Below are 20,624 nucleotides of genomic sequence, written 5' to 3' on the forward strand. Positions count from 1 at the left end.
CCTTCTTCTTTAAACGAATATCCACCATAAAATCATCGTAATTGTAATTGTGACAAGACCCTGCAATAAAGTTGCGACCGTTTGTGCTTTATAGGCCTGTGTGACTTCCATGCCACTATACTGTGTAATTACCCAGAAAAAGCTGTCGTTCACATGACTAACTGTCATTGCTCCAGCACCAATTGCCATCACCACTAATGCTAACGGTACCGCTCCCTCAATTCCTAATGTTACAAGCATTGGCGCTACTAAAGTAGAGGTGATCACAAGTGCCGTTGTGGAAGAACCTTGGGCTGTTTTCAATGCTGCTGCTACAATAAATGGCACAAGAAGGAATAATGTACCTGAGGCAAACATACCTAAATCCATTTCCTGAAGCATTTCTCCAACACCAGCATTTTTAATAACAGTTCCAAATGAACCGCCAGCTCCTGTAATAAGTAAAATAGGAGCCGCTTCTTTTAAGCTTTCACCAATCCAGCCCGTTAATGTCGTTTCACTAATTTCAGGTAATAATAAAAATGCCGATGCTACACCTAAAAATAAAGCTACTGTTGGTGAACCTAAAAATTTAAAAATTGTATTGAATGTCGATTCTGTATCACCAACTAATGCTGCTATAGAACCTAGACCAATTAACACAATTGGTAAAACGATTGGCAAAAAGGCTTTAAATGTTGACGGCATTTTGCCAAAGGATTTAATCACTTCCTCATAATCTAATGCCTCTACCTCATCTTCGGGTACTCGAATCTTTGTCGCCACTTTCACCGACCATAGATAACCTACAAATGTCGCTGGTATCGCTACTAATAAACCAATGACAATGACCGTTCCTAAATAATCCGCAGCACCAATATTCCCTGCTGCTGCAATAGGCCCTGGAGTTGGTGGCACTAATACATGTGTAGCAAATAAGCCTGTTGCTAAAGCTACTGCCATTGAAGCAATTGTGACATTTGCTCGCTTTGCCAATGATTTTTGCAAACTAGATAAAATAATAAAGCCTGAATCACAAAATACTGGTATGGAAACGATATAACCGATTAAAGACATCGCTAATTGCGGACGTTTAGGTCCTACAATGCGTAACACTACTTCTGCCATACGATAAGCAGCACCTGACTTTTCTAATATTAAGCCTATAATCGTACCAGCGATAATAACTAAGCCAATGCTTGTCATCAAGCCTCCAAATCCAGTATTAATGCTTTCCACAACGGTCAATAATGGCATACCTGAAGCAATCCCAACAAAGAAAGCACTAATTAATAAAGCTAAAAACGGATGAAGCTTCAACTTAGCCGTCCCCAGTACAACAAATAATACCCCTATTAAAATAATGATGAACAACATCTAGTCATCCCCCTTTTGTATGGTACGCTCAATCAATCTCTTAGTTTTTAAGCGAATATAGTGAGTAGGATCTTGCATCGCCTGCTGCACACTAGTCTCCTCATCTACTAAAGATTCGACAACTGTAAAATACTCTTGCAGAGCTGCCTTCGCCTTTCCATCGATTCCTCCCGATAATAACAATGCCTCTACCTTAGCAAGTCTAGCAGCCTTTGCCACACCCAATGGTGCCTTACCATGTAATGTTTGTAGATCGGATTTACCTTCTCCTGTTATCACAAACTGTGCCTCTACTAAATGTGCCTGAAGCTGTACAGCATCTAATACAATATCAATCCCTGCATGAAATGTTCCATTAAAAAATGCGATTAAAGCACCACCCATTCCCCCAGCAGCTCCCGCACCTTTATAATCATGCAGCCGAATGGAAAATTGGGCTTCAACAATATCTGCATAATGCTTTAAACAGCGATCAAATTCGGCAATCTGCTGTTTTCGGACACCTTTTTGTGGACCAAAAATGGCTGTTGCCCCTCGTTCACCAATGAGCGGATTATCAACATCACAGGCTATTGTAAATGTCGCCTCGGCTAATCTAGCATCTAGCTGGCTAATATCTATAACATCTAATTTCACTAAATTAGAAACTCCAGCCTCTAGCTCTGAACCATCCTCCGCCATTAATCGAACGCCTAATGCCTGTAACATTCCAATCCCAGCATCATTCGTGGCACTTCCACCAATGCCGATAATAAACTTTCTATAGCCTTGATTGAGTGCGGCTTTAATTAACTGGCCAGTGCCATAAGATGTAGCTAGCTCTGGATTTTTCTCATTATCTTGTAGCAGCATAATGCCAGATGCTTGGGCCATTTCTATAACACATGTTACTTGATCCCCCAACACTCCATATTGAGCCTGAATTGCCCTACCCAATGGATCTAGGACGTTTACAGAAAAATATTGACCTTCTGTAGAGGCAATCAGTGATTGTAGAGTGCCTTCTCCCCCATCTGCAACTGGTAATACGATTGTTTCAATCGATTGATCCGCATCTAGGATTCCTTCCTGCATTGATTTTGCTACTTCAACTGCTGACAGAGTACCCTTGTAGGAATCTGGACTAATGATGACCTTCATGCTATACCTCCACTTATGTCGTCCATTGACATTTACGTAAATTTTCACATCCTAAGTTAAGCGCTTACAATTTATTATAATGACAATAAATTCAGAAAACATTATAATGGGTGTACAATTTAACTGTCATATAACAGGCTGTTTTTTATGCGAGGTGTATAAACATGTTGACGAAAAAATTAGCAGAAGAAATCGTACATCAAACGATGCTACGTTTGCGCCACAATATTAACGTCATTAGCCCAAGTGGCGTGATTTTAGCCTCCGGCGATAAAATGAGGGTGGAAAATATTCATGAAGGTGCGCTTCATGTGACACAAACAAAAGAGACATTAATTATTAACGAAGAAAATATCGAGCAGTATCCGAACACAAAACCAGGCATTAATATGCCAATCTTGTATCAGGATGAAGTAGTAGGGGTTATTGGCATCACAGGAGAGGCTGAGGATATGTTTGAAATTGCCAATCTTGTACAACTCACAACAGAAATTATGACACACCAAGCCATTGTTGAATCTAAAAGTGAATGGCAACGAAAAAATAATGATTATATATTTGAAGCACTTGTTCATGGTAGCAAGCTAGATGCAGCCTTAAATGAACGAATTCAAAAATTGACCTTTGCTCTAAAAGCTCCCTTTCAAGTAATTTTAGTGAGTTTTAATGAGGCATCTTACGTAGAAAATTCAATTCCCCTTTTTTTTGAGGATTTATTTTATAAACAGCCTATTCTTGCGGGTCATAGCCAATTGCAAGAATACTATATTCTGCTGACAAATTGTGAAGAACAGAGTTGTCGTCCCATTATCAAAGCACTACGCAAACAGAAACAGAAGCTGCCTTCTCTTCAAATAGGTGTTGGTCCTGTTGTGCAACATGTATCACAGCTTCCCTATAGCTACCAAGGCGCAAGAACAGCGTTAGAATTTGCAACAGTCCAGAATGAATTAACCTTTTTTGAAGATGTCGAGTTATTTTCTCTTTTTAAGCCTCGAGAATCAGAAGAAGTACAAGCATTTCATCATCGTATACTGAAAAATATGGATGCTAAACAGTTGGAAACATTACAATCATTTTTTGACTGTAATTTACAGTTAAAGCTTTGTGCACAACAACTGGCTATTCATCGTCATACGCTTTCCTACCGATTAAATAAAATAAGAGAGATAACAGGCTATGATCCACAATATTTCGAGGATGCCGTTATTTTAAAAATGGCCTGTACATTGCGAACACTACAAATAATGAAGGCAACCTGAACAACGCAGATTGCCTTTACCTTTATGCTTTATATAATTCATCTAAAAACTCTATTTTTTTCCCAATAGCCTCTTCAAAGGTCATAATATAGGCTGCTGGATCTTTCGGATTGTGGAATTGCGTAATTCTTCCTGTCTCAGGATGAACAAATTTAGAGGATGCTCCACAGCCAATCCCTAAGATTGTCTGCACCTCTTCCATAATCACAATATTGTAGATACTTTCTTCACCAGCCTTACTATAGCCGACATTTTCTAAATTACCTAAAATATTTTTTTGACGGTATAAATAATATGGAACATAGTCATTTTCTTTAGTCCAAACCTGTGCCATTTCCATCATTTCAGCCACTGTATCGCGATCCGCAACTTTGTATTTATCCTTATTACGTGTCATCTCTGACGCTCGTTTAAATGATAGCGTATGAACCGTTAATGATTCAGGCTGCATCTTAGCGGATTCTTCTAAGGAATGCTGGAATTCGTCTACCCCTTCATTCGGTAATCCAATAATGAGATCCATATTAATATTGTTCATACCTGATTCTCGTGCAAGCCAAAACTTATCAATGGTTTCCTGAACCGTATGATGACGACCAATTGCTTTTAATGTTTCATCTGTATATGATTGCGGGTTAACGCTAATACGATCAATGCCCCATTTTTTTAGTACCTCTAATTTTTCAGGTGTAATTGTATCTGGTCTGCCGGCTTCAACAGTCACCTCTCGAATTGTTTCGGGATTCGGGAAAGACTCATGCATTGTTTGATATAAGGCGTCCATTTCATCTGCCTCAATTGAAGTTGGTGTGCCGCCGCCCCAATAGATAGAGGTGATTTTCATATTATTGTCCTTTAACCATTTGCCCATTTCGCGCAGCTCAATATGCAAGCCATCTAAAAATGTTGCCACACGACCTTGCTTACGGTTACTACCAATCGCATAGGCTGGGAAAGTACAATACGCGCACTTCGTCGGACAGAATGGAATGCCAATATAAACACTAATCTCTTGCCCAATCTCATCTATATCAGGAATGGTTACTAATTGTCGTTCCACAATTTCCTTTAATAGTGCCACCTTGTCCTCTGATAAACGGAAATCTCGAATCAAAAGATCAGCAATCTCTTGTTCACTTTTCCCTTCTTTTCTAAATTTATGATAAAGCTTTGTTGGGCGCACACCTGTTAAAATCCCCCATTGCTGATGCATCCCCGTATGCTGCTCAAGCACATTTAAAAATACATGTGATAATGCACGTTTCATACGAATATTTAGCTCACGATCAGTCGCTGCTGATTCATATTGAATGCTATATTCATTTGTATATTGCTGCCCATCTACAGACAATACTGCTTTTGTAGAAATGGAAAAATCGTCCCCAGTCTGATAGTCAAATGATGCAGACATATCTGCTCCCTCTGGTTCTACCTTCAGCTTGGAATCCTCAAAAAATAAATTCGCTATATGATTTAATACCCTTATCCAATCCTCAGGATATTTTTGATCTATGTGAATAATTTTCATCTTATTTCGCTCTCTTCTTTTCTTATTCCAGATATAGTGCAGATTTAAGTTTAACAAATTTCTATGTCTTTAAGCAAAGTAACAATTATAATCCTAAAATAACAGAATATTCAGTTTTTAAATAGACAAACTATTTCTTTATCATTATAATTTTTAAAAAGGTGGTGTTGATAGTGTTTATTTTAAAAAATAGCAACCGAATAGACATTTCTCGCTTTATACATCAAATAGAAATAACATTTCACCAGTTTGACTTAGAACGTTGTGATGAAAAAACATTATATGTAACGGTTTTATTTAGATATGGCACACATCATGTTCTTTGTGATTTTATCTATATAATCGACCAACAAGACATTTATGGTGCCATCTCTATCAATGAGCACTATGAAAAAGCAAGAGAATTTATTCAACAACACTCCCAGCAATTTTTACTGTATTCAGATGAAATGACATTAGCCAAAAATTTTATGAATACAGTGTCTTTTAAGCAATGTCTTCAACAATTTGCAAAAAGGTATCCTACCTATGCTTCCTTGAAAAACTACTATCCCATAGCAATAGCATAATGACCACAAATGAAAAGAGTATGCCAAAAACTTTCGGCATACTCTCCTAGTGTTAAAAAACAAACAATAAACTTTCGAAAAAGGCTTTTCGTTTTAGGCAACTTACTTGCTGCTTTTACGCCGAACAAAATCAGTTTCGCCGCCTCGCTATCCTCCCGGAGTCGGACGTCCATGGAAAGGGACGTTGGCGGAACGAAAATCAACCTCTTACCTTGCCAAAAAGTCTTTTTCAGCTATTGATATCATCTTTAATCTTTTATTTTAAATATTCTTCAACAAATTCAACCGATACATAGGTTTTTGTGTCTTTCAGTGTTGGTGCTACTTTTAGTGTGCGTAATGCTTTATTATAGCCAAATGTTGTTTCTCCACGTGTCAATGTGTAAGACATATTCCCCTTTGTAAGAATAGCCCCCTTACCAGTTGAGTCCACTTTGAAGCCAAGCTTTTCAGCAATTATACGTAATGGCACCATTTTTGTACCTTCTACTTCGTAAGAGTCTGATGAAATAATTTTATCAATTTCTTCATTTACTGGATTCGTCGTAGTTGCGGGATAATCATCCAGTACAATCACTCTAGATGGTGTTGTTTGTGCTGGAATACTTTTAGTAGAGGCTGTATAGAAAACAACTAGGTGCTTCTCTGTTAAATCTTTAGCCTCTACTTTTTCACTTTTTGCGTTTAATAGCTCTGTTTCATTACCGATATTTAGTTTTAACATATCATACGTATTCGTTAAATCCTCAAAGAAATAATCAACTTCAACAAAGCCAACTTCTTCTGATTCTACAATGACAACCTCAGGATTGAATTGTGGTGGATAAATATATTTTTGAGGCTTGTTGGCAAATGTATAAGCGATTACTTTATCTCCTTTTTGAAGATCCACTTTCTTACCTGTATTGTCAAACACAAGAGTATCTTTCGTCATTTCTAATACATTTATTTGCTCGCCGTCTTTTACAGTATAGTATGTAATGTTTTCTCCAACACGAACATCTTCCACAGTACCACGCGTATTATTGAAAATGTGTACTGGATCTATTTGAATTTGTGGTACTTCTGCTTCTGTAGCATGCTGCTCATTTGCTGAAGCTATTGGCACCATGGCACTTCCAAATAATAATGCAGTCATTGCCACTGGTGCTAACTTTTTCATGTTCATAAAAATCTCTCCTTAATTGTTTGGGTTCAAAGGAGTAGTAGTTTTAAAATGGGAAAAGTTTCATCATAAGCAGAGAAATTTATGAAAAAAGGTGATGTCATCAGCAGAAACAGCCATTTTGAAAGGCGATGGTTGATGTCCGTTCTGCCAGTGTTCTTTCCAGGGGGCATCCGATGAGCAAGCTTCACTCACTGCGTTCACTCCAATCAACCATGTACAAAAGTGTCCTTTCCTTATCTTTCATACGAGCCGTAGTGAAGATAACTCATTATTTTTTATGAGTAGAGAAAGGATAGTCTCTTATTGTCAATGTGGAGAAGCGATGAGTGCCCCCCCCTCCAGAAAGAGTAGTGAATACCTTCACTTTATTTGAAAACCTTTGCTAAAGTGAATACTTCACTTTATTTCAAAACCTTTGCTAACAAGAAACATTTTTATGGATTGAAGTGGAAGGCTACTTGACTCCCGCTCACGCACAGGAAAGCAAGTAGCCTGCAACGGAAATCCATGTTCACCTTTTGCAAAAATTCTATGGATGGTTTTGTTTTTCAACACTATGAAGAGGTAACAGTAACTACTGCCACCTCTTCTTCGTTAGTCTTTTACAATCTCTCTCAAGCCCGTAATATCTATACCATTTAACGCTTGTGTAGCAAGACGATCCGCTTCAGCATTATCTTTACGGGAGACCAGCTGATATTCCGGTTGAATGTTAAACTGCTCTAGCTTGGCATCGATTTTATCTGCCCAGCTTGCTAACTCCTTTTCTAAAGCAGGCCATTCCCCATTTAACTGATTGATGACTACTTGCGAATCTCCTATAATCTTCACAGGCAAATGGTGAACATTTAACAATTCTAGCTCCACTAAGCCTAAATAAAGTGCCGCATACTCTGCTTCATTGTTTGATTTTAGTTCAGACGAAAAGGCATTTTTTCTTAATCGGAAAGGTTTACCATTTTGTTCATAATAAATGGCACAGCCTAACCCTGCCTGCCTTGTCCCAAGATCAAACCCACCATCAAAATAGACAGTAATATTATGCGGCTCCGTCTCTATTTCCTTTAAATAGGCTTTTAGCTCTTTCAGTGACCAATTGGTATCTTGCCGATCTATGCAATGTAACGATTTTACTCTTCCCGTTCTTTCCATATCCTCTGCTAGTAATAATGCTTGAGCAGCAGGCATTTCAGCTGAACGTAAAACAGTTGTTGCTCCTTTTGGTGTTTTATAGGTCCATTCAATGATGACATGCATAATCATAACCTCCGATACTCCCTGACTTATACATAAAGTAAAAACGTGTACCGACCACTTGCGGATACACGTTTTCTTCTTACTTGTTATATGTGCAATTCCGAGGACAATTATTCCTTTTTAAATTGCAATTTATCACATTTTTATTTATTGAATTCCTTCGTATAAACCTTGAATAGGTTTTATTAAAATGCGATTCACTTCTTCAATCACTTTACTTAACTTCATTTCTGCCTCAAGCATCGTTGAGATTTTTTCATTTTGCTGTGCAAGCTGTGCTGCTTTTTGTGCATAGACAAGCTCATCTTCCAGTATATCCTCACCTGCTAATTGTTTTTTCTGTAAATCAATTTGGATTTTACGGAAGTTTTTAAAGACATTTAATGCCTCTTCATCATTCTTTACAACTTCAACTGCAGCTTTTAAAGCTTCAAACTCAGGAATCTTCCGAAAAGTTGCCTCTAACGCATTAATGTCATTATAAATATTAATCATTCATACATTCTCCTTTTAAATAAAGTAAACAATTAAACCTTGCACAATCCCAATCAATCCACCAAGAACTGCACCTAATACGGTAATCATTTTAAACTCACGTTTTGAAATACCTAATACAAGCTCCTCTAATTTTTCTACTGGGAAAGAGTCTACCTGCTCTCTAACAACCTCTTGTAAGTTTAAACGTTTTAGTACATCCTCAAGTTTTTCCTCAGCTTTCACAAAAGCTTTTTCTATAGCTTGTGGAATCACCGTATACTTCGCCCACTCATTTCCTTCAGGCCAGTAATAAGAAATCGGTTGATTTAAACGTTCTGCGATTGCTAATTGCTCTTTCACATACACTTGTAATTTCGATAAAATAGGTTCAAATTGAACGTCTTGTAAAAAGTCCATTGCTGGTCGATCTTTTAATTTTTCCAATTCCTGTGTAAATATTTTTGTTAGTAATGTTGACGTTCCTGGCGCTTGTAAAAATTTCACAAGCTCACGTTGAACTTTACCAACAAGTGAGGAGGAATCACCTAAAAACATATTGATCATGCCACCAAGAGAGCCTTTTGATGATAAAAAATCATCAATCATCGCCTTGATTGTCATTTCGCCTTCTGGTGATAAAAAGTAATCCTCACCTTTTTCTAAAATATGATGAACCGCTACAGGAATTTTAGCATCAATCGTATTTTGAATATCATCAGATAGCAGAGAACGAATTGATTTTGTTGATAGTGTATTCTTTACTGCCGAAAATTGTCCCTCAACTATCGCTTCAACCTTCTGCTCAATGGTAGCTGGCAGTTGCGAAAATCCTGCTAAGTTTAGCCAATCCTGAATGGTTTTATCGTTTGTAAAGACTGTCTCTTCAACCTTTTCTTGCACAAATTGTTCTACTTTGTCCTGAATATCCTTTGAGAAAAATTTCTTTCTAAATGTTTCAGGCGTTAATAAGTAATTTACTACTGTGAGACCAAGTTGTTTTGCTAATTCATCACGTCGTTTTGGAATAAGACCTGGCGTAAACGGTAATCGCCAATTTTTAATATATATTGCGTTATGTGGACGAAAAAGCATTTTAATGGCCAGATGATTTGTTACGCCACCAATTGCTGCCCCAATAATTGCCATAAAAAGTAATGTCACGATAAAATTATCCATTAGTATCCTCTCATTTCAATTGTATTCACGATTGGCGTATTTTGTCGCCTTCTGCACTCATTATAGCAGAGCAATGATTTTCTACGAAAGAAATACCCTCTTTAGAATTTCAAATCTCATGCTATTAACTTCTATCCTAAAAGCGAATAGTTGCAAAATTACCATTATCCTTGAATAATATGAACTACATACAATAGAAACGAGGTTTGATGATGATTCAGCATTTCAGTTTTAAACCATTATTTGAAAATACCCAAATTCCTGGGTGGGCTATTTCATTTTTTTATCAACGACAACGATATCAGGCTGAATATATAAAGGATGGGACAATTCAATGGATAGGACCAATTCCACCAAACGAAGAGGATGTTAAAAAAATGATACACGAACTCATGCTGTTCCACGTATATGACTAAAAAAATAGTCATTTTTTCGTAATAATTCCGCATAAAACTACCTATATTTACTAACTAATAGCACGTCCTTTAAGCTAATTATGTTGATTCATGTTGAAATTTGTATATTTTTCTTATACATTTATGGTATCAGCTTAATAGTAAATGTTTTTTATGCAGGGGGCCATTTCAATGAGTAAAGTCACACTTTCGGATGACTTAAACAGCTATAATTCAAAAGCATTAATTCGTACAAAAGTAAAAGAATTTTTTTCAGAATTTTCAACCAAAATATTCGAACTAGCCGATGAAGCAGGTACTATGAATAGTAAAAAATTCGAAGAACTTTCTGGCTATAAAAGCGACTTCTACAATGAATATTGCAGTCAATTAAAGGGCTTTTTTGATTCTTCTACTAGCTCTTTCGGGAAGAAATCAAGTAAAACGTTGTATTTAACGTATAATGGAAAAAATTATGTATTAACACAGCAGGGCATTACAGAAAAAGCACCTGTATCTATTGCTCCCTTCACAGGCGTAATACCTAGCAAGGAAACCGTTCATGATGTTGAAAAGGCATGTTTAAAATTACGGTTCCAACAAGAATAAACGAGTAAAAAATGGCAACGTTTTTTTGCATAGAAAGGGGGAGTCTCAAATAATCGAGACTCCCCTTTTAGCTATAAAAAATAATTCATTTAAAAAAATCCGCAAGCTAAAGCACTCTTGAGATTTTTTGACGTGTCGTAATATATGAGATGCAAAATGCTTCTTTCCCTAAACAAACTATCTTTGCTCTTTTTAAAGTTAGCATATAGCTATGGCAATTACAATCTTTTGGTATTTGAATCTAGTTACTTTTTTTCAAAAAGGTACTGGAAAAACTAGCGAAAAAATCGTTGTCAATATTTGTGTTTTTCTTTTAAATAATTTATTATTGAGACATCCAACAATTTTTTAAATCATAGGAGGTGTACACTTTGTTTACTTCCCTCATTCGGGCGGGAACAAAGGAATTATTTGGACGGAGACATATTGGAGATAACCATTAGGTTGGCGGCATTCGCCCTACTAATTATAATGACAGGATTTTTCGTTGCAACTGAATTTGCAATCGTAAAAGTGAGATCTACCCGCATTGATCAATTGCTCGCAGAAGGGCATAAGAAAGCGAAAAATGCAAAACGAGTTGTTTCAGATTTAGATGAGTATTTATCTGCGTGTCAGTTAGGTATTACCATCACTGCACTTGGTTTAGGTTGGTTAGGTGAACCTACATTCGAAATCATTTTGCACCCAGTGTTTGAATTTCTAAATTTGAATGGTAGTATTACATCTATCCTTTCATTCATACTTGCATTCTCAATCGTAACGTTTATGCATGTTGTTATTGGGGAATTGGCGCCAAAAACATTAGCCATCCAAAAAGCAGAATTTGTCACATTAAACTTGTCTGGCCCATTAATTTTATTCCACAATATTACGTATCCAATCATTAAGTTATTAAACGGATCTGCCCGTGGTTTAACTGGTCTTTTCGGCTTAAAAATGATGTCAGAATCAGAAGTAGCCCATACAGAGGAAGAGCTGCGAATGATTTTGTCGGATAGTTTAAAAGGTGGAGAAATTAATAACTCAGAATATGAATATGTTAACAGTATTTTTGAGTTCTCAGATCGTCTTGCAAAAGAAATTATGGTTCCTCGGACTGAAATTGTCGGCATTGAAAAAGAGCTAACAATTAAAGAAGTGTTCGATTTAATGGGTGTCGAGCAGTATACTCGTTATCCAATTCTTGATGGGGATAAAGACCATATTATCGGCTTAGTCAACATGAAGCATTTGTTAACCGCTTACATTAAAGACTCCAAAAATGGTGATAAGCCTGTTATGGACTATATGCAACCGATTATTCGAGTGATGGAAACAACGCAAATTAACGATTTGTTACTAAAAATTCAACGTGAACGTATTCATATGGCCATTTTAATGGATGAATATGGCGGAACATCTGGTCTAGTGACGATTGAAGATATTATTGAGGAAATTGTCGGCGATATTCAAGACGAATTCGATGAAGATGAAATCCCAGAAGTACAGGAAATTGCAGAAAATCATTTTATTTTAAATGCTAAGATGCTTCTTGAAAATGTAAATGATATACTAGGTACTGACATAGAAGATGATGATATTGATACGATCGGCGGTTGGTTCATGACGAAGCGTTTTGATGCAGTCGAAGGAGACAGTATTCAGGAGCAAGGCTTTGAATTTATCGCAAAAGAATTAGATGGGCACCATATTTTATACTTAGAAGTTCTGAAATTACCTGAAAGTGATTTATCAAATGAATTTGACGCAGTCATGGACTGAAATTGAATTGCCTCGTTGTACTTGTCATGGTATTATTGAAATCACGCTTGTATAATCCGAGCTATAAATATGGTCTTTCCTTCACATCTTATAGATGGGAGCAAATACCGTAATAAATAGATAAAACGACTCCCTTTTTAAGAGGGAGTCGTTTTATAATGTCCGAAAGTTTTGCGAGGAGGAAACAAAATGGAGCTCTATACAAATTTACGGCAAGGGGAAAAAGGTGCTTGGCTATCCATTGGTACATATCTAATCCTAAGCTCTACCAAACTTACTATTGGCTACATTGGTACATCAGAAGCATTAAAAGCAGATGGTTTAAACAATACCACGGATATCATCGCCTCCATCGCCGTATTGATTGGATTACGCATTGCTCAAAGACCGCCTGATTCCAACCACCAATACGGACATTTACGTGCAGAAACGGTTGCCTCTTTAGTTGCATCATTCATTATGCTTGTAGTCGGTCTCCAAGTACTTATTAATTCTTTACAAAGTTTATGGCAGCCAACTGGTACAACGCCTTCCCTGCTAACTGCTTATGTAGCAATCGGTAGTGCCGTTGTCATGTATGTCGTTTATCGCTATAATTTGGCACTATCTAAAAAAATTAAAAGTGCCGCTGTTAAGGCAGCAGCATTTGATAATCGCTCGGATGCCCTTGTCAGTATCGGCACAGCCATCGGTATTTTTGGAGCTATTTTTGGCTTTCCGATCATCGATTCTCTGACAGCCCTCATTGTTGCGTTTTTAATTATTAAAACAGCAGTAGAAATCTTCTGGGAAGCTGTTCAAAGTCTGACAGATGCATTTGATATTGATGAAGTGGAGACATTATCGGTCTTAATCCGTAATGTGGATGGTGTAATCGAGCTCTTGGACTTTAAAGGTCGTGCACATGGGAATATGTACTTCATCGACATAACGGTTACCGTTGACCCTTATTTAAATGTTTTTGAAAGTCACCGCATTACTGAAGAAATTGAGCATACCATTATGCGCGAAAATCGCTTTTGTCAGATTCTTGTGCATATCGAGCCCCATGTAGAATTGATTCCTCCACAAAACGACGACAAGTCTCCTACCAATTGATTGGTAAGAGACTTGTTTTTATTTAATGGCGATATAAATATCTACCTGTGCTTCTTGTGGATTAGCGCATCGTTCATCATACAATTCAAAATCCCCTGTATATGTTCGTTCAACTGTAGCATTTGCAAACCATGCCCAAATCTCTTGCCAAGCTTGGATAACAACCTCTGGCATGCTTCCTTTCTCAGATGTAAAAACTAAATATTTAGCTGTTGGCATCGTTTTAACGACTAAACCAGCTGGTGCTTCATCATCATTACTTGACACTTCTACACCTAGTGTAACGGCGTAATCTCTGTTCACATCCGTCTCATAGTCTGAATACAAACCATAAATATTGTTATTTTTACGTTCAGCTATTTGGCCTGAAATATTTTGCTGGTAAAAGTGATCCCATAATTGTGGGATTTTAGCTTGTGCTGTCATTTCATTTGCATTACTTGTTTGGGCTGAAATTCCTATGATTTGAAAGGAATCCAATTTCACCATTTTTGGCTCTTTCCACTCACCTTTTCTCCATCGTTTTAAACTTGGTAAAAAGGATGTCAGCATATGACGTGCCTCATTTTCATGCATACCATCTTCCTTAAGATGTGGTACGCATATTTCGATCATTTCTTCCACTGTTAATTGGGGTTGTTTAAACTCTCCCCCCTCATAACAATATGTACAATACTCCTGATTTTTGTGCCCTTCTTTTTCACTACCTAATAATGCCTCATCTACTAATGGCATACCACAGCATTGACAATAGCTTTGCATCGTCATTCCACCTCTCGCTTTATTTGTTCTTACTATAGCAAAGGAAACCTGACAGCTGTATGTCATCAATTGTCTTGATTTTTATATAAAAGGACAATTTCTTGTGCGCGTTTTTGGATAATATCTCTTATATATAGCGGTTCTATGATTTTTATACGATGACCAAAGCTAAGCAAGAAGCTATAAAGCCATTCATCCTCTGGTATGGCAATATTAATGATAGACTGCTCATGATCTATATACTCTGCTCCAAAAGATTCCTCCACCAATGTTGTGATGGCTTTATCAAAAAAAATAACTAAATTGACGACGTTTTGTGGTTGATGCCATTTTTGCCCCCATGGCAGTTCACTTAAATTCACTTCCTTACGCTCAAAGATAGTCTCCTCTTGCAATAAGTTCTTGATTCTCGCAAGTTTAAATAAACGAAAGTCCTTTCTTAATGTGCAATAGGCATATAAATACCATGTCTTTCCTTTCTGAACAATTGTATGAGGTTCAACTATCCGACTTGTTTGTTCACCATGCGTAGTAGAATAGTAAAAGCTTACACAATGCATGCTCTCTATTGCATTTTTTAATGTCGTCATATGCTCTTTAAAAAGAACGTTCGGCCCCCAAGGACTAAAATCTACAAAAAGGTGATCCATAGATTGTTTGACCTGGTCATCAGCAATACTTGTTAATTTTTCAAGAACTGCTTCAGCGTGCGAATCCTCATAGGTAGTCAAGGCACTTTTAATAGCTGTAGAAAGTGAAATAAGCTCATCCTTCGTCAACACTTGTTTATCAACACGGTAACCCTCCATTAAACGAATGCCACCATTCACACCTTGTTGACTAATAACAGGGATACCTGCACAGCTTAGTGTTTCAATATCTCGATAAATCGTCCGAACGGATACATTAAATAGCTCCGCTAGTTCTTGTGCCTTAACTTTTTTTCGATTGATTAAAATCATCGTCATTGTTAGTAGACGTTCTAATTTCATAGCGAAATCCTCCTCCATCCATATCCCATAATTCCTATACAACTTTTCGTTTCAATTACTAACAACCTATCTTTTTAAGTATTTTTTAAGTACTTTTTGAGTTTTATTTAAGACAAATGTACTATAATAACGCCTGATTAATTATTACAATGATTATACTATTTTTACAATATAAGAAAATACAATACTTTGGCTACATGTCTAGCTTTTATTTCCCAATACGATGCTATTTCATTTTTTTATAAGAATAGTTTAATAATAAACGCCTAAACAATTATTTCAATTCTCTTACACAACATAAAAAACTTTTATCTTCTATATAATGAACGGCGAATACTTTCTATGAAGGGATTTGACGTGGTGTGTGACAATATACTACAGGATTCTTTGACTCTCGCCTGTGAAAATCCTACAACATTGATTGCTTTTTTCTAGTATCAAATTTTTAATAGAAAAGTTACGTGATGTTCACTTTTCTTGCCCTTCACTCTATATAGGAAGCCTTTCACCAAAAATGAACTAGAGTTTAATCGTTATCAATTTAATTGTAAAAAGGAGAGTTTGATATGATTCGAGCCGTTTTAATAGACAATGAACCTTTAGCTTTACACTATTTTCAAAATAAACTACATGCCTTTCAACAAATACAGGTTATTCAAACCTTTACAAGTGTCGAAGTTTTTCTGAATGAGCTGCCTAATTTAGAGTTTGAGGTTATCTTTTTAGAGGTAAAACTCCAAGAATTATCTGGACTTGAAGTAGCTGATATTATCAAAACGGAACGTCCACAAGTGAGCGTAATTTTTATTACCTCCTATCATGAATTTGCGTTACAAGCCTATGAGATTGGTGGTCTGGACTATTTATTAAAGCCTATCAGTCCTGCTCGTTTAGAAAAAACGGTAGCTCGCATTGAGCATGAATATTCTATCCAGCAAATGCTTCAGCAAGCTACGCAAACTGTGTTAAACGTACAATGCTTTGATCAATTCGCAGTCTATAGCAATAATAGCTTAGTGGCTTTTAAAACAGAAAAGACGAAGGAATTATTTGCTTACTTTATTTTGCACCCAAACATACCGATTCATCGGGATTACTTAATTGAAATCCTATGGCCAGATTTAGACTATGTACGAGCTAAATCTAATCTCCATACCGCTCTTTCTTATTTAAGAAAGACTTTGAATATGATCGGCTATGAAAACTGTATCGTCTTTTCAAATAAATACTATATCTTTGAGAAACCAACTATTGTGTGTGATCTATATGATTTTCAAAAACTTCATGAAGATTTTTCACGCTTGGAGTTTCCCTCCATTTCTTTGATTAATCAATGTCTTTCTATTTATAAAAATGGCCTCTTTGTATTCGATGATTATGAGTGGTCAACTGCCGCTAAAGATAGATTAACGAAATCATACATAGAGTTATTAGAGAAGGGATTTCAAACAACGTTTCTTTCTGATACTGAGAAGGCTCTTGAATTTCTACATGCTTTATTTGAGTATGACCCTTACAATGAACAAAAGCTTGAACATTATTTATACACGTTGACTCAGGCAGGGCTTCACGAACAAGCTTATAAAATTTTTCAAACATATAAACAAAAACTTCAGGAAGATTTAGCACTGACACCAAGTGCTACCTTATTAGAGATTTCCCAAAAATTATTTGTTCAATATAAATAATGTAAAAACGGCGAGCACTACTTTGTTTTGTAGTAGCTCGCCGTTTATTTATATGTGTATTTTGAAAAATGTTTAAATACCGCTACCCTCTGTTAGACCATGCTTCACCGCATATAGTGCTGCTTGTGTACGATCTTGCACTTGTAGCTTTGTAAAGATATTGGAAATATGCGTTTTCACTGTTTTTTCTGTGACAAAAAGTGAGGATGCAATTTCTCGATTACTCTTTCCTTTTGTCAGCTCTGCAAGCACATCTTGCTCACGAGGTGTTAGTGGATTTAATAAATGTGGTGCATTTTGTGACTCTTGACGATCCATTTCAAGCGTTGTCGTTGCTTCTGGATGCAATGTATTTTCGCCACGCATAATACGACGAATGGATAAGACCAATTCATCTGGCTCAATATCTTTTAACTGATAGCCTGCTGCTCCCGCCTCCATTGCTGGAACTACATGATCTCGATCAGAAAAACTAGTCAGCATTAGAATTTCTATTTGTGGAAATTTTGCTTTGATGCGTTTTGTCGCCTGAATGCCGTCCATCTCAGGCATCACTAAATCCATTAAGATAATATCTGGTTGAATGCTCTCTGCTAATGATACAGCTTCATGCCCATTTTTCGCCTCTCCCACAACCTCAATATCCTTTTGTGTCTTTAAAAAAAACAATAGTCCTCGACGCACCACATGATGATCATCTGCAATTAATACACGTATCATGTTCTCTCCCCCTTAATATGGCAAGCGGATGAGCAGCTCCGTACCTTTGCCAATTTCACTTACCCAGTCAGCAGTGCCACCAACTGATTTTGCACGATCCTTGATAGATTGTAAGCCCATTGAAAGCAGCTTTGTATTGTTGTCGATGACAAAGCCTCGTCCCTCATCTCGAATCACCAATAAAATATCTGTCGATGTAACCGTAATATACAAGGCTGCTTCTAGCACCCCTGCATGACGACGCACATTATTGAGCGCCTCTTGTGCTACACGAAATAATGTTTCTTCAATACGAGAGGGGAATTGCAGTACACCAGAAACCATAACATGTAGCTTTAAGCCAAGCATTTCAGCGTATACTTTAATGGCTTCAAGTAAGCCATTTTCTAATCCCTTCGGTCGCAATTGCCAAATCAGCGCACGCATTTCTGTTAGTGCATCTTGTGTTAAATGCTGGATCTCTTTAAATGTTTCTTTCACATCACAATCATCCGTCATCTCAATACCAGCTCTCGCTGTCAACGTAACAGAAAATAGTAGTTGATTAACGGAATCATGTAGGTCGCGTGCTAGACGGTTACGCTCCTTCACAAGTGCCATTTCTTGCTCCTGCTTTGTCAGTAAAATTCGCTTAATAGCTGAACCCATCTGAAATGCAACGGATTCTAATAAAGCTAGATCCTCCTCTGAAAAGCGTACCGTGTCCTTGGATGCAACATTTAATACACCAAAACGTTCTTGTCCAGATTGAAGGGGTACCGTGGCATGATGTGTAATTCCTTCATGATCGCCAACATTTGCTGCAATGGCACTTTCAATTCGTTGACACTCAATTATATTGGAGGCTTTTTTTAGCTCTTCATTGCGATAACGGGAGACGCACCAACAGCCACCCTTGTTTAAATAATGACAATTATTAAATTCCAATGCCTCTGGTAGATTTTCATGGACAACAAGCTCTGAGCGTCCCTTTGCATCAATAAAAAAAATCCAGCCTGTTTCAAATTTAGTGCCATTTAAAAATTTGATGAGTGCACCTTTTAGCATTGTGACAATTTCAGTTTCTTCATTTAATAGTTCAGCAATTTCCTTTAAAATACTAATATTGGAATGCTCATTCTCCCTCACGAAAACACCTCTTCTTTAGCATTACTACTGTTAATGATACCATTAAGGGATTGGAGACGTCTGCTTGAGTCGTTCATACTTTAGACTGAAATTCATAACATACCTTATTTTGTGTAAGTTGATTTACATATAAAACTAGAACAACTATAATCGAACAAGTACATGGTTTTATGAAGGGAAGAATGGATATGTCTAAAAAAGAGGAAAATGGCTTATTATTTATATGGATAGTGTCTGCTGTAGCAACACTAGGTTCATTATACTTTTCTGAAATTCGTCACTATGAACCTTGTAAATTGTGTTGGATTCAACGTATTTTTATGTACCCAATCGTCATTATGACGACAGTAGCATTGATCCAAAAAAATGCGCGTATCGCTGTCACAACAGCTGTGTTTTCTGTGATTGGAGGCTGTATCTCACTTTACCATTACGGAATTCAAAAGCTAAGTTTTTTAGCTGACAATGCCCCTTCCTGCGGCGCTGTTTCTTGCACAGGACAATATATTAACTGGCTAGGCTTTATTACTATTCCGTTTTTAGCATTAACTGCATTTATTTTAATCGCAGGGGCAAGCTTCTATTTAATAAAAGCTTCAAAAGCTGCAAAATAATCGAGAGACCGTGTTCTACCAATGGAATGCGGTCTTTTCTACGGAGGAAGATCTATGTTTCATTATGAAATAACTGAAGATAACTTAAATGTTGAAGAGCTGTTACGCAATCAATGGCGACTTGGCAAAAAGCTAGTCCATGAATTACGTATGGCTAAAGCAATCACTTTGACAAATGATGAGCTGATTCAATGGAATACACCTTTACAGGCAGGGACAATTATAAAATTTACATTTCCCATTCCGACATCTAACTACAAACCAACACCTGTTTGTGCTATTGATGTAGTCTATGAAGATGAACATTGTTTAATCGTCTCGAAGCCAAAGGGCATGGCAACACATCCGAATGATGCTCGTGATACACATACTTGTATGAATCATGTTATGGCACATATTAGAGAACAAGGTGGTATATACGCCGAGCATGTTCATCGTCTTGATAAAGGGACACAAGGTTTATTACTTGTAGCAAAACACCCATTAGCAAAGTCTATTTTTGATCGAATGATTGAGGAAAAATCCATTATTCGTACGTATGCCGCAGAGGTACAGGGTAATTTACGTACATCATCAGGAACGATTGCTGAACCAATTGGAAAGGACCGCCATCATGCGACAAGACGGGTTGTATCCAAAACGGGACAGCATGCCGTAACTCACTATGAAGTGGTGGCCCGCTACAAAAATTCCTGTGTTGTCCACCTCATTCTTGAAACTGGACGAACGCATCAAATTCGTGTTCATTTAGCCTATATCGGCCATCCGATTATTGGTGATACAATGTATGGCGCACGTGAAACTGCAAGTGATGACTACGAGCTCCATGCGATTCAATTAGAATTTGAACATCCATTTTTAAATAAACGAATTACCGTCAAGGACGAGCAGTAAGTAAAAAAAATCCCGCCCTCTATTTGA

General features: G+C 37.1%; 20 protein-coding genes. 9 read left to right on the plus strand and 11 right to left on the minus strand.

The window, feature by feature from the left end:
* Positions 1 to 9: 9 nt before the first annotated feature.
* Both V6670_RS19010 and V6670_RS19015 read right to left on the minus strand, forming a co-directional pair.
* On the minus strand, positions 10 to 1,356 hold the full coding sequence (locus V6670_RS19010; protein WP_141904895.1) for a GntP family permease: 1,347 nt from the start codon (positions 1,354 to 1,356) through the stop codon (positions 10 to 12).
* A complete protein-coding gene (locus tag V6670_RS19015; protein ID WP_338651868.1) occupies positions 1,357 to 2,496 on the minus strand; it encodes a glycerate kinase in 1,140 nt (379 codons plus the stop codon).
* Positions 2,497 to 2,660: 164 nt separating this feature from the next.
* Here V6670_RS19015 and V6670_RS19020 point away from each other — a divergent pair, with 164 nt between their 5' ends.
* Complete coding sequence (locus V6670_RS19020) at positions 2,661 to 3,758, plus strand: sugar diacid recognition domain-containing protein (protein ID WP_338651869.1); 1,098 nt, start codon at positions 2,661 to 2,663, stop codon at positions 3,756 to 3,758.
* A gap of 22 nt (positions 3,759 to 3,780) precedes the next feature.
* Here V6670_RS19020 and V6670_RS19025 read toward each other — a convergent pair whose 3' ends face one another.
* The gene (locus tag V6670_RS19025) at positions 3,781 to 5,286 is read right to left on the minus strand and encodes a coproporphyrinogen III oxidase (RefSeq protein ID WP_338651870.1); all 1,506 of its coding nucleotides are present in this window, start codon (positions 5,284 to 5,286) and stop codon (positions 3,781 to 3,783) included.
* Positions 5,287 to 5,459: 173 nt separating this feature from the next.
* Between V6670_RS19025 and V6670_RS19030 the strand changes: the two genes are divergently transcribed.
* On the plus strand, positions 5,460 to 5,855 hold the full coding sequence (locus V6670_RS19030) for a hypothetical protein (RefSeq protein ID WP_141904891.1): 396 nt from the start codon (positions 5,460 to 5,462) through the stop codon (positions 5,853 to 5,855).
* A gap of 256 nt (positions 5,856 to 6,111) precedes the next feature.
* Here V6670_RS19030 and V6670_RS19035 read toward each other — a convergent pair whose 3' ends face one another.
* The 4 genes from V6670_RS19035 to V6670_RS19050 form a co-directional block, all read right to left on the minus strand.
* The gene (locus V6670_RS19035) at positions 6,112 to 7,023 is read right to left on the minus strand and encodes a copper amine oxidase N-terminal domain-containing protein (protein WP_338651871.1); all 912 of its coding nucleotides are present in this window, start codon (positions 7,021 to 7,023) and stop codon (positions 6,112 to 6,114) included.
* A 594-nt stretch (positions 7,024 to 7,617) separates the two neighbouring features.
* Entirely contained in the window at positions 7,618 to 8,280 is a 663-nt protein-coding gene (locus V6670_RS19040) for a ribonuclease H family protein (protein WP_036118570.1), read from the minus strand.
* A 147-nt stretch (positions 8,281 to 8,427) separates the two neighbouring features.
* On the minus strand, positions 8,428 to 8,775 hold the full coding sequence (locus V6670_RS19045) for a YlbF family regulator (protein ID WP_141904889.1): 348 nt from the start codon (positions 8,773 to 8,775) through the stop codon (positions 8,428 to 8,430).
* A gap of 15 nt (positions 8,776 to 8,790) precedes the next feature.
* Positions 8,791 to 9,933 carry a DUF445 family protein gene (locus V6670_RS19050; RefSeq protein ID WP_338651872.1) on the minus strand — a complete coding sequence of 381 codons (1,143 nt, stop codon included), beginning with the start codon at positions 9,931 to 9,933 and terminating at the stop codon, positions 8,791 to 8,793.
* 212 nt (positions 9,934 to 10,145) lie between these two features.
* Here V6670_RS19050 and V6670_RS19055 point away from each other — a divergent pair, with 212 nt between their 5' ends.
* The 4 genes from V6670_RS19055 to V6670_RS19070 all read left to right on the plus strand — a co-directional run bounded on the left by V6670_RS19055 (position 10,146) and on the right by V6670_RS19070 (position 13,799).
* The gene (locus V6670_RS19055) at positions 10,146 to 10,349 is read left to right on the plus strand and encodes a YheE family protein (RefSeq protein ID WP_141904887.1); all 204 of its coding nucleotides are present in this window, start codon (positions 10,146 to 10,148) and stop codon (positions 10,347 to 10,349) included.
* A gap of 171 nt (positions 10,350 to 10,520) precedes the next feature.
* Complete coding sequence (locus tag V6670_RS19060; protein WP_141904886.1) at positions 10,521 to 10,937, plus strand: hypothetical protein; 417 nt, start codon at positions 10,521 to 10,523, stop codon at positions 10,935 to 10,937.
* Positions 10,938 to 11,381: 444 nt separating this feature from the next.
* Positions 11,382 to 12,701 (plus strand): hemolysin family protein, encoded by a 1,320-nt coding sequence (locus V6670_RS19065; RefSeq protein ID WP_170829877.1) that lies wholly within the window; start codon positions 11,382 to 11,384, stop codon positions 12,699 to 12,701.
* 189 nt (positions 12,702 to 12,890) lie between these two features.
* Positions 12,891 to 13,799 carry a cation diffusion facilitator family transporter gene (locus tag V6670_RS19070; RefSeq protein ID WP_338651873.1) on the plus strand — a complete coding sequence of 303 codons (909 nt, stop codon included), beginning with the start codon at positions 12,891 to 12,893 and terminating at the stop codon, positions 13,797 to 13,799.
* A gap of 18 nt (positions 13,800 to 13,817) precedes the next feature.
* Here V6670_RS19070 and V6670_RS19075 read toward each other — a convergent pair whose 3' ends face one another.
* Positions 13,818 to 14,561 carry an effector binding domain-containing protein gene (locus V6670_RS19075; RefSeq protein ID WP_338651874.1) on the minus strand — a complete coding sequence of 248 codons (744 nt, stop codon included), beginning with the start codon at positions 14,559 to 14,561 and terminating at the stop codon, positions 13,818 to 13,820.
* A gap of 65 nt (positions 14,562 to 14,626) precedes the next feature.
* Entirely contained in the window at positions 14,627 to 15,553 is a 927-nt protein-coding gene (locus V6670_RS19080) for a YafY family protein (RefSeq protein ID WP_141904883.1), read from the minus strand.
* Positions 15,554 to 16,119: 566 nt separating this feature from the next.
* Between V6670_RS19080 and V6670_RS19085 the strand changes: the two genes are divergently transcribed.
* Positions 16,120 to 17,241 (plus strand): response regulator, encoded by a 1,122-nt coding sequence (locus tag V6670_RS19085; protein WP_036118596.1) that lies wholly within the window; start codon positions 16,120 to 16,122, stop codon positions 17,239 to 17,241.
* A gap of 72 nt (positions 17,242 to 17,313) precedes the next feature.
* Here V6670_RS19085 and V6670_RS19090 read toward each other — a convergent pair whose 3' ends face one another.
* Together V6670_RS19090 and V6670_RS19095 are read right to left on the minus strand one after the other, a co-directional pair.
* Positions 17,314 to 17,961 (minus strand): response regulator transcription factor, encoded by a 648-nt coding sequence (locus V6670_RS19090; protein WP_036118599.1) that lies wholly within the window; start codon positions 17,959 to 17,961, stop codon positions 17,314 to 17,316.
* 12 nt (positions 17,962 to 17,973) lie between these two features.
* A complete protein-coding gene (locus V6670_RS19095) occupies positions 17,974 to 19,089 on the minus strand; it encodes a GAF domain-containing sensor histidine kinase (protein WP_036118602.1) in 1,116 nt (371 codons plus the stop codon).
* A 188-nt stretch (positions 19,090 to 19,277) separates the two neighbouring features.
* Between V6670_RS19095 and V6670_RS19100 the strand changes: the two genes are divergently transcribed.
* Entirely contained in the window at positions 19,278 to 19,703 is a 426-nt protein-coding gene (locus tag V6670_RS19100; RefSeq protein WP_036118605.1) for a disulfide oxidoreductase, read from the plus strand.
* 54 nt (positions 19,704 to 19,757) lie between these two features.
* On the plus strand, positions 19,758 to 20,597 hold the full coding sequence (locus V6670_RS19105) for an RluA family pseudouridine synthase (RefSeq protein WP_141904882.1): 840 nt from the start codon (positions 19,758 to 19,760) through the stop codon (positions 20,595 to 20,597).
* Positions 20,598 to 20,624: the final 27 nt, after the last annotated feature.

Source organism: Lysinibacillus sp. Y5S-8 (assembly GCF_036894365.1).
Lineage (GTDB): Bacteria > Bacillota > Bacilli > Bacillales_A > Planococcaceae > Lysinibacillus > Lysinibacillus fusiformis_D.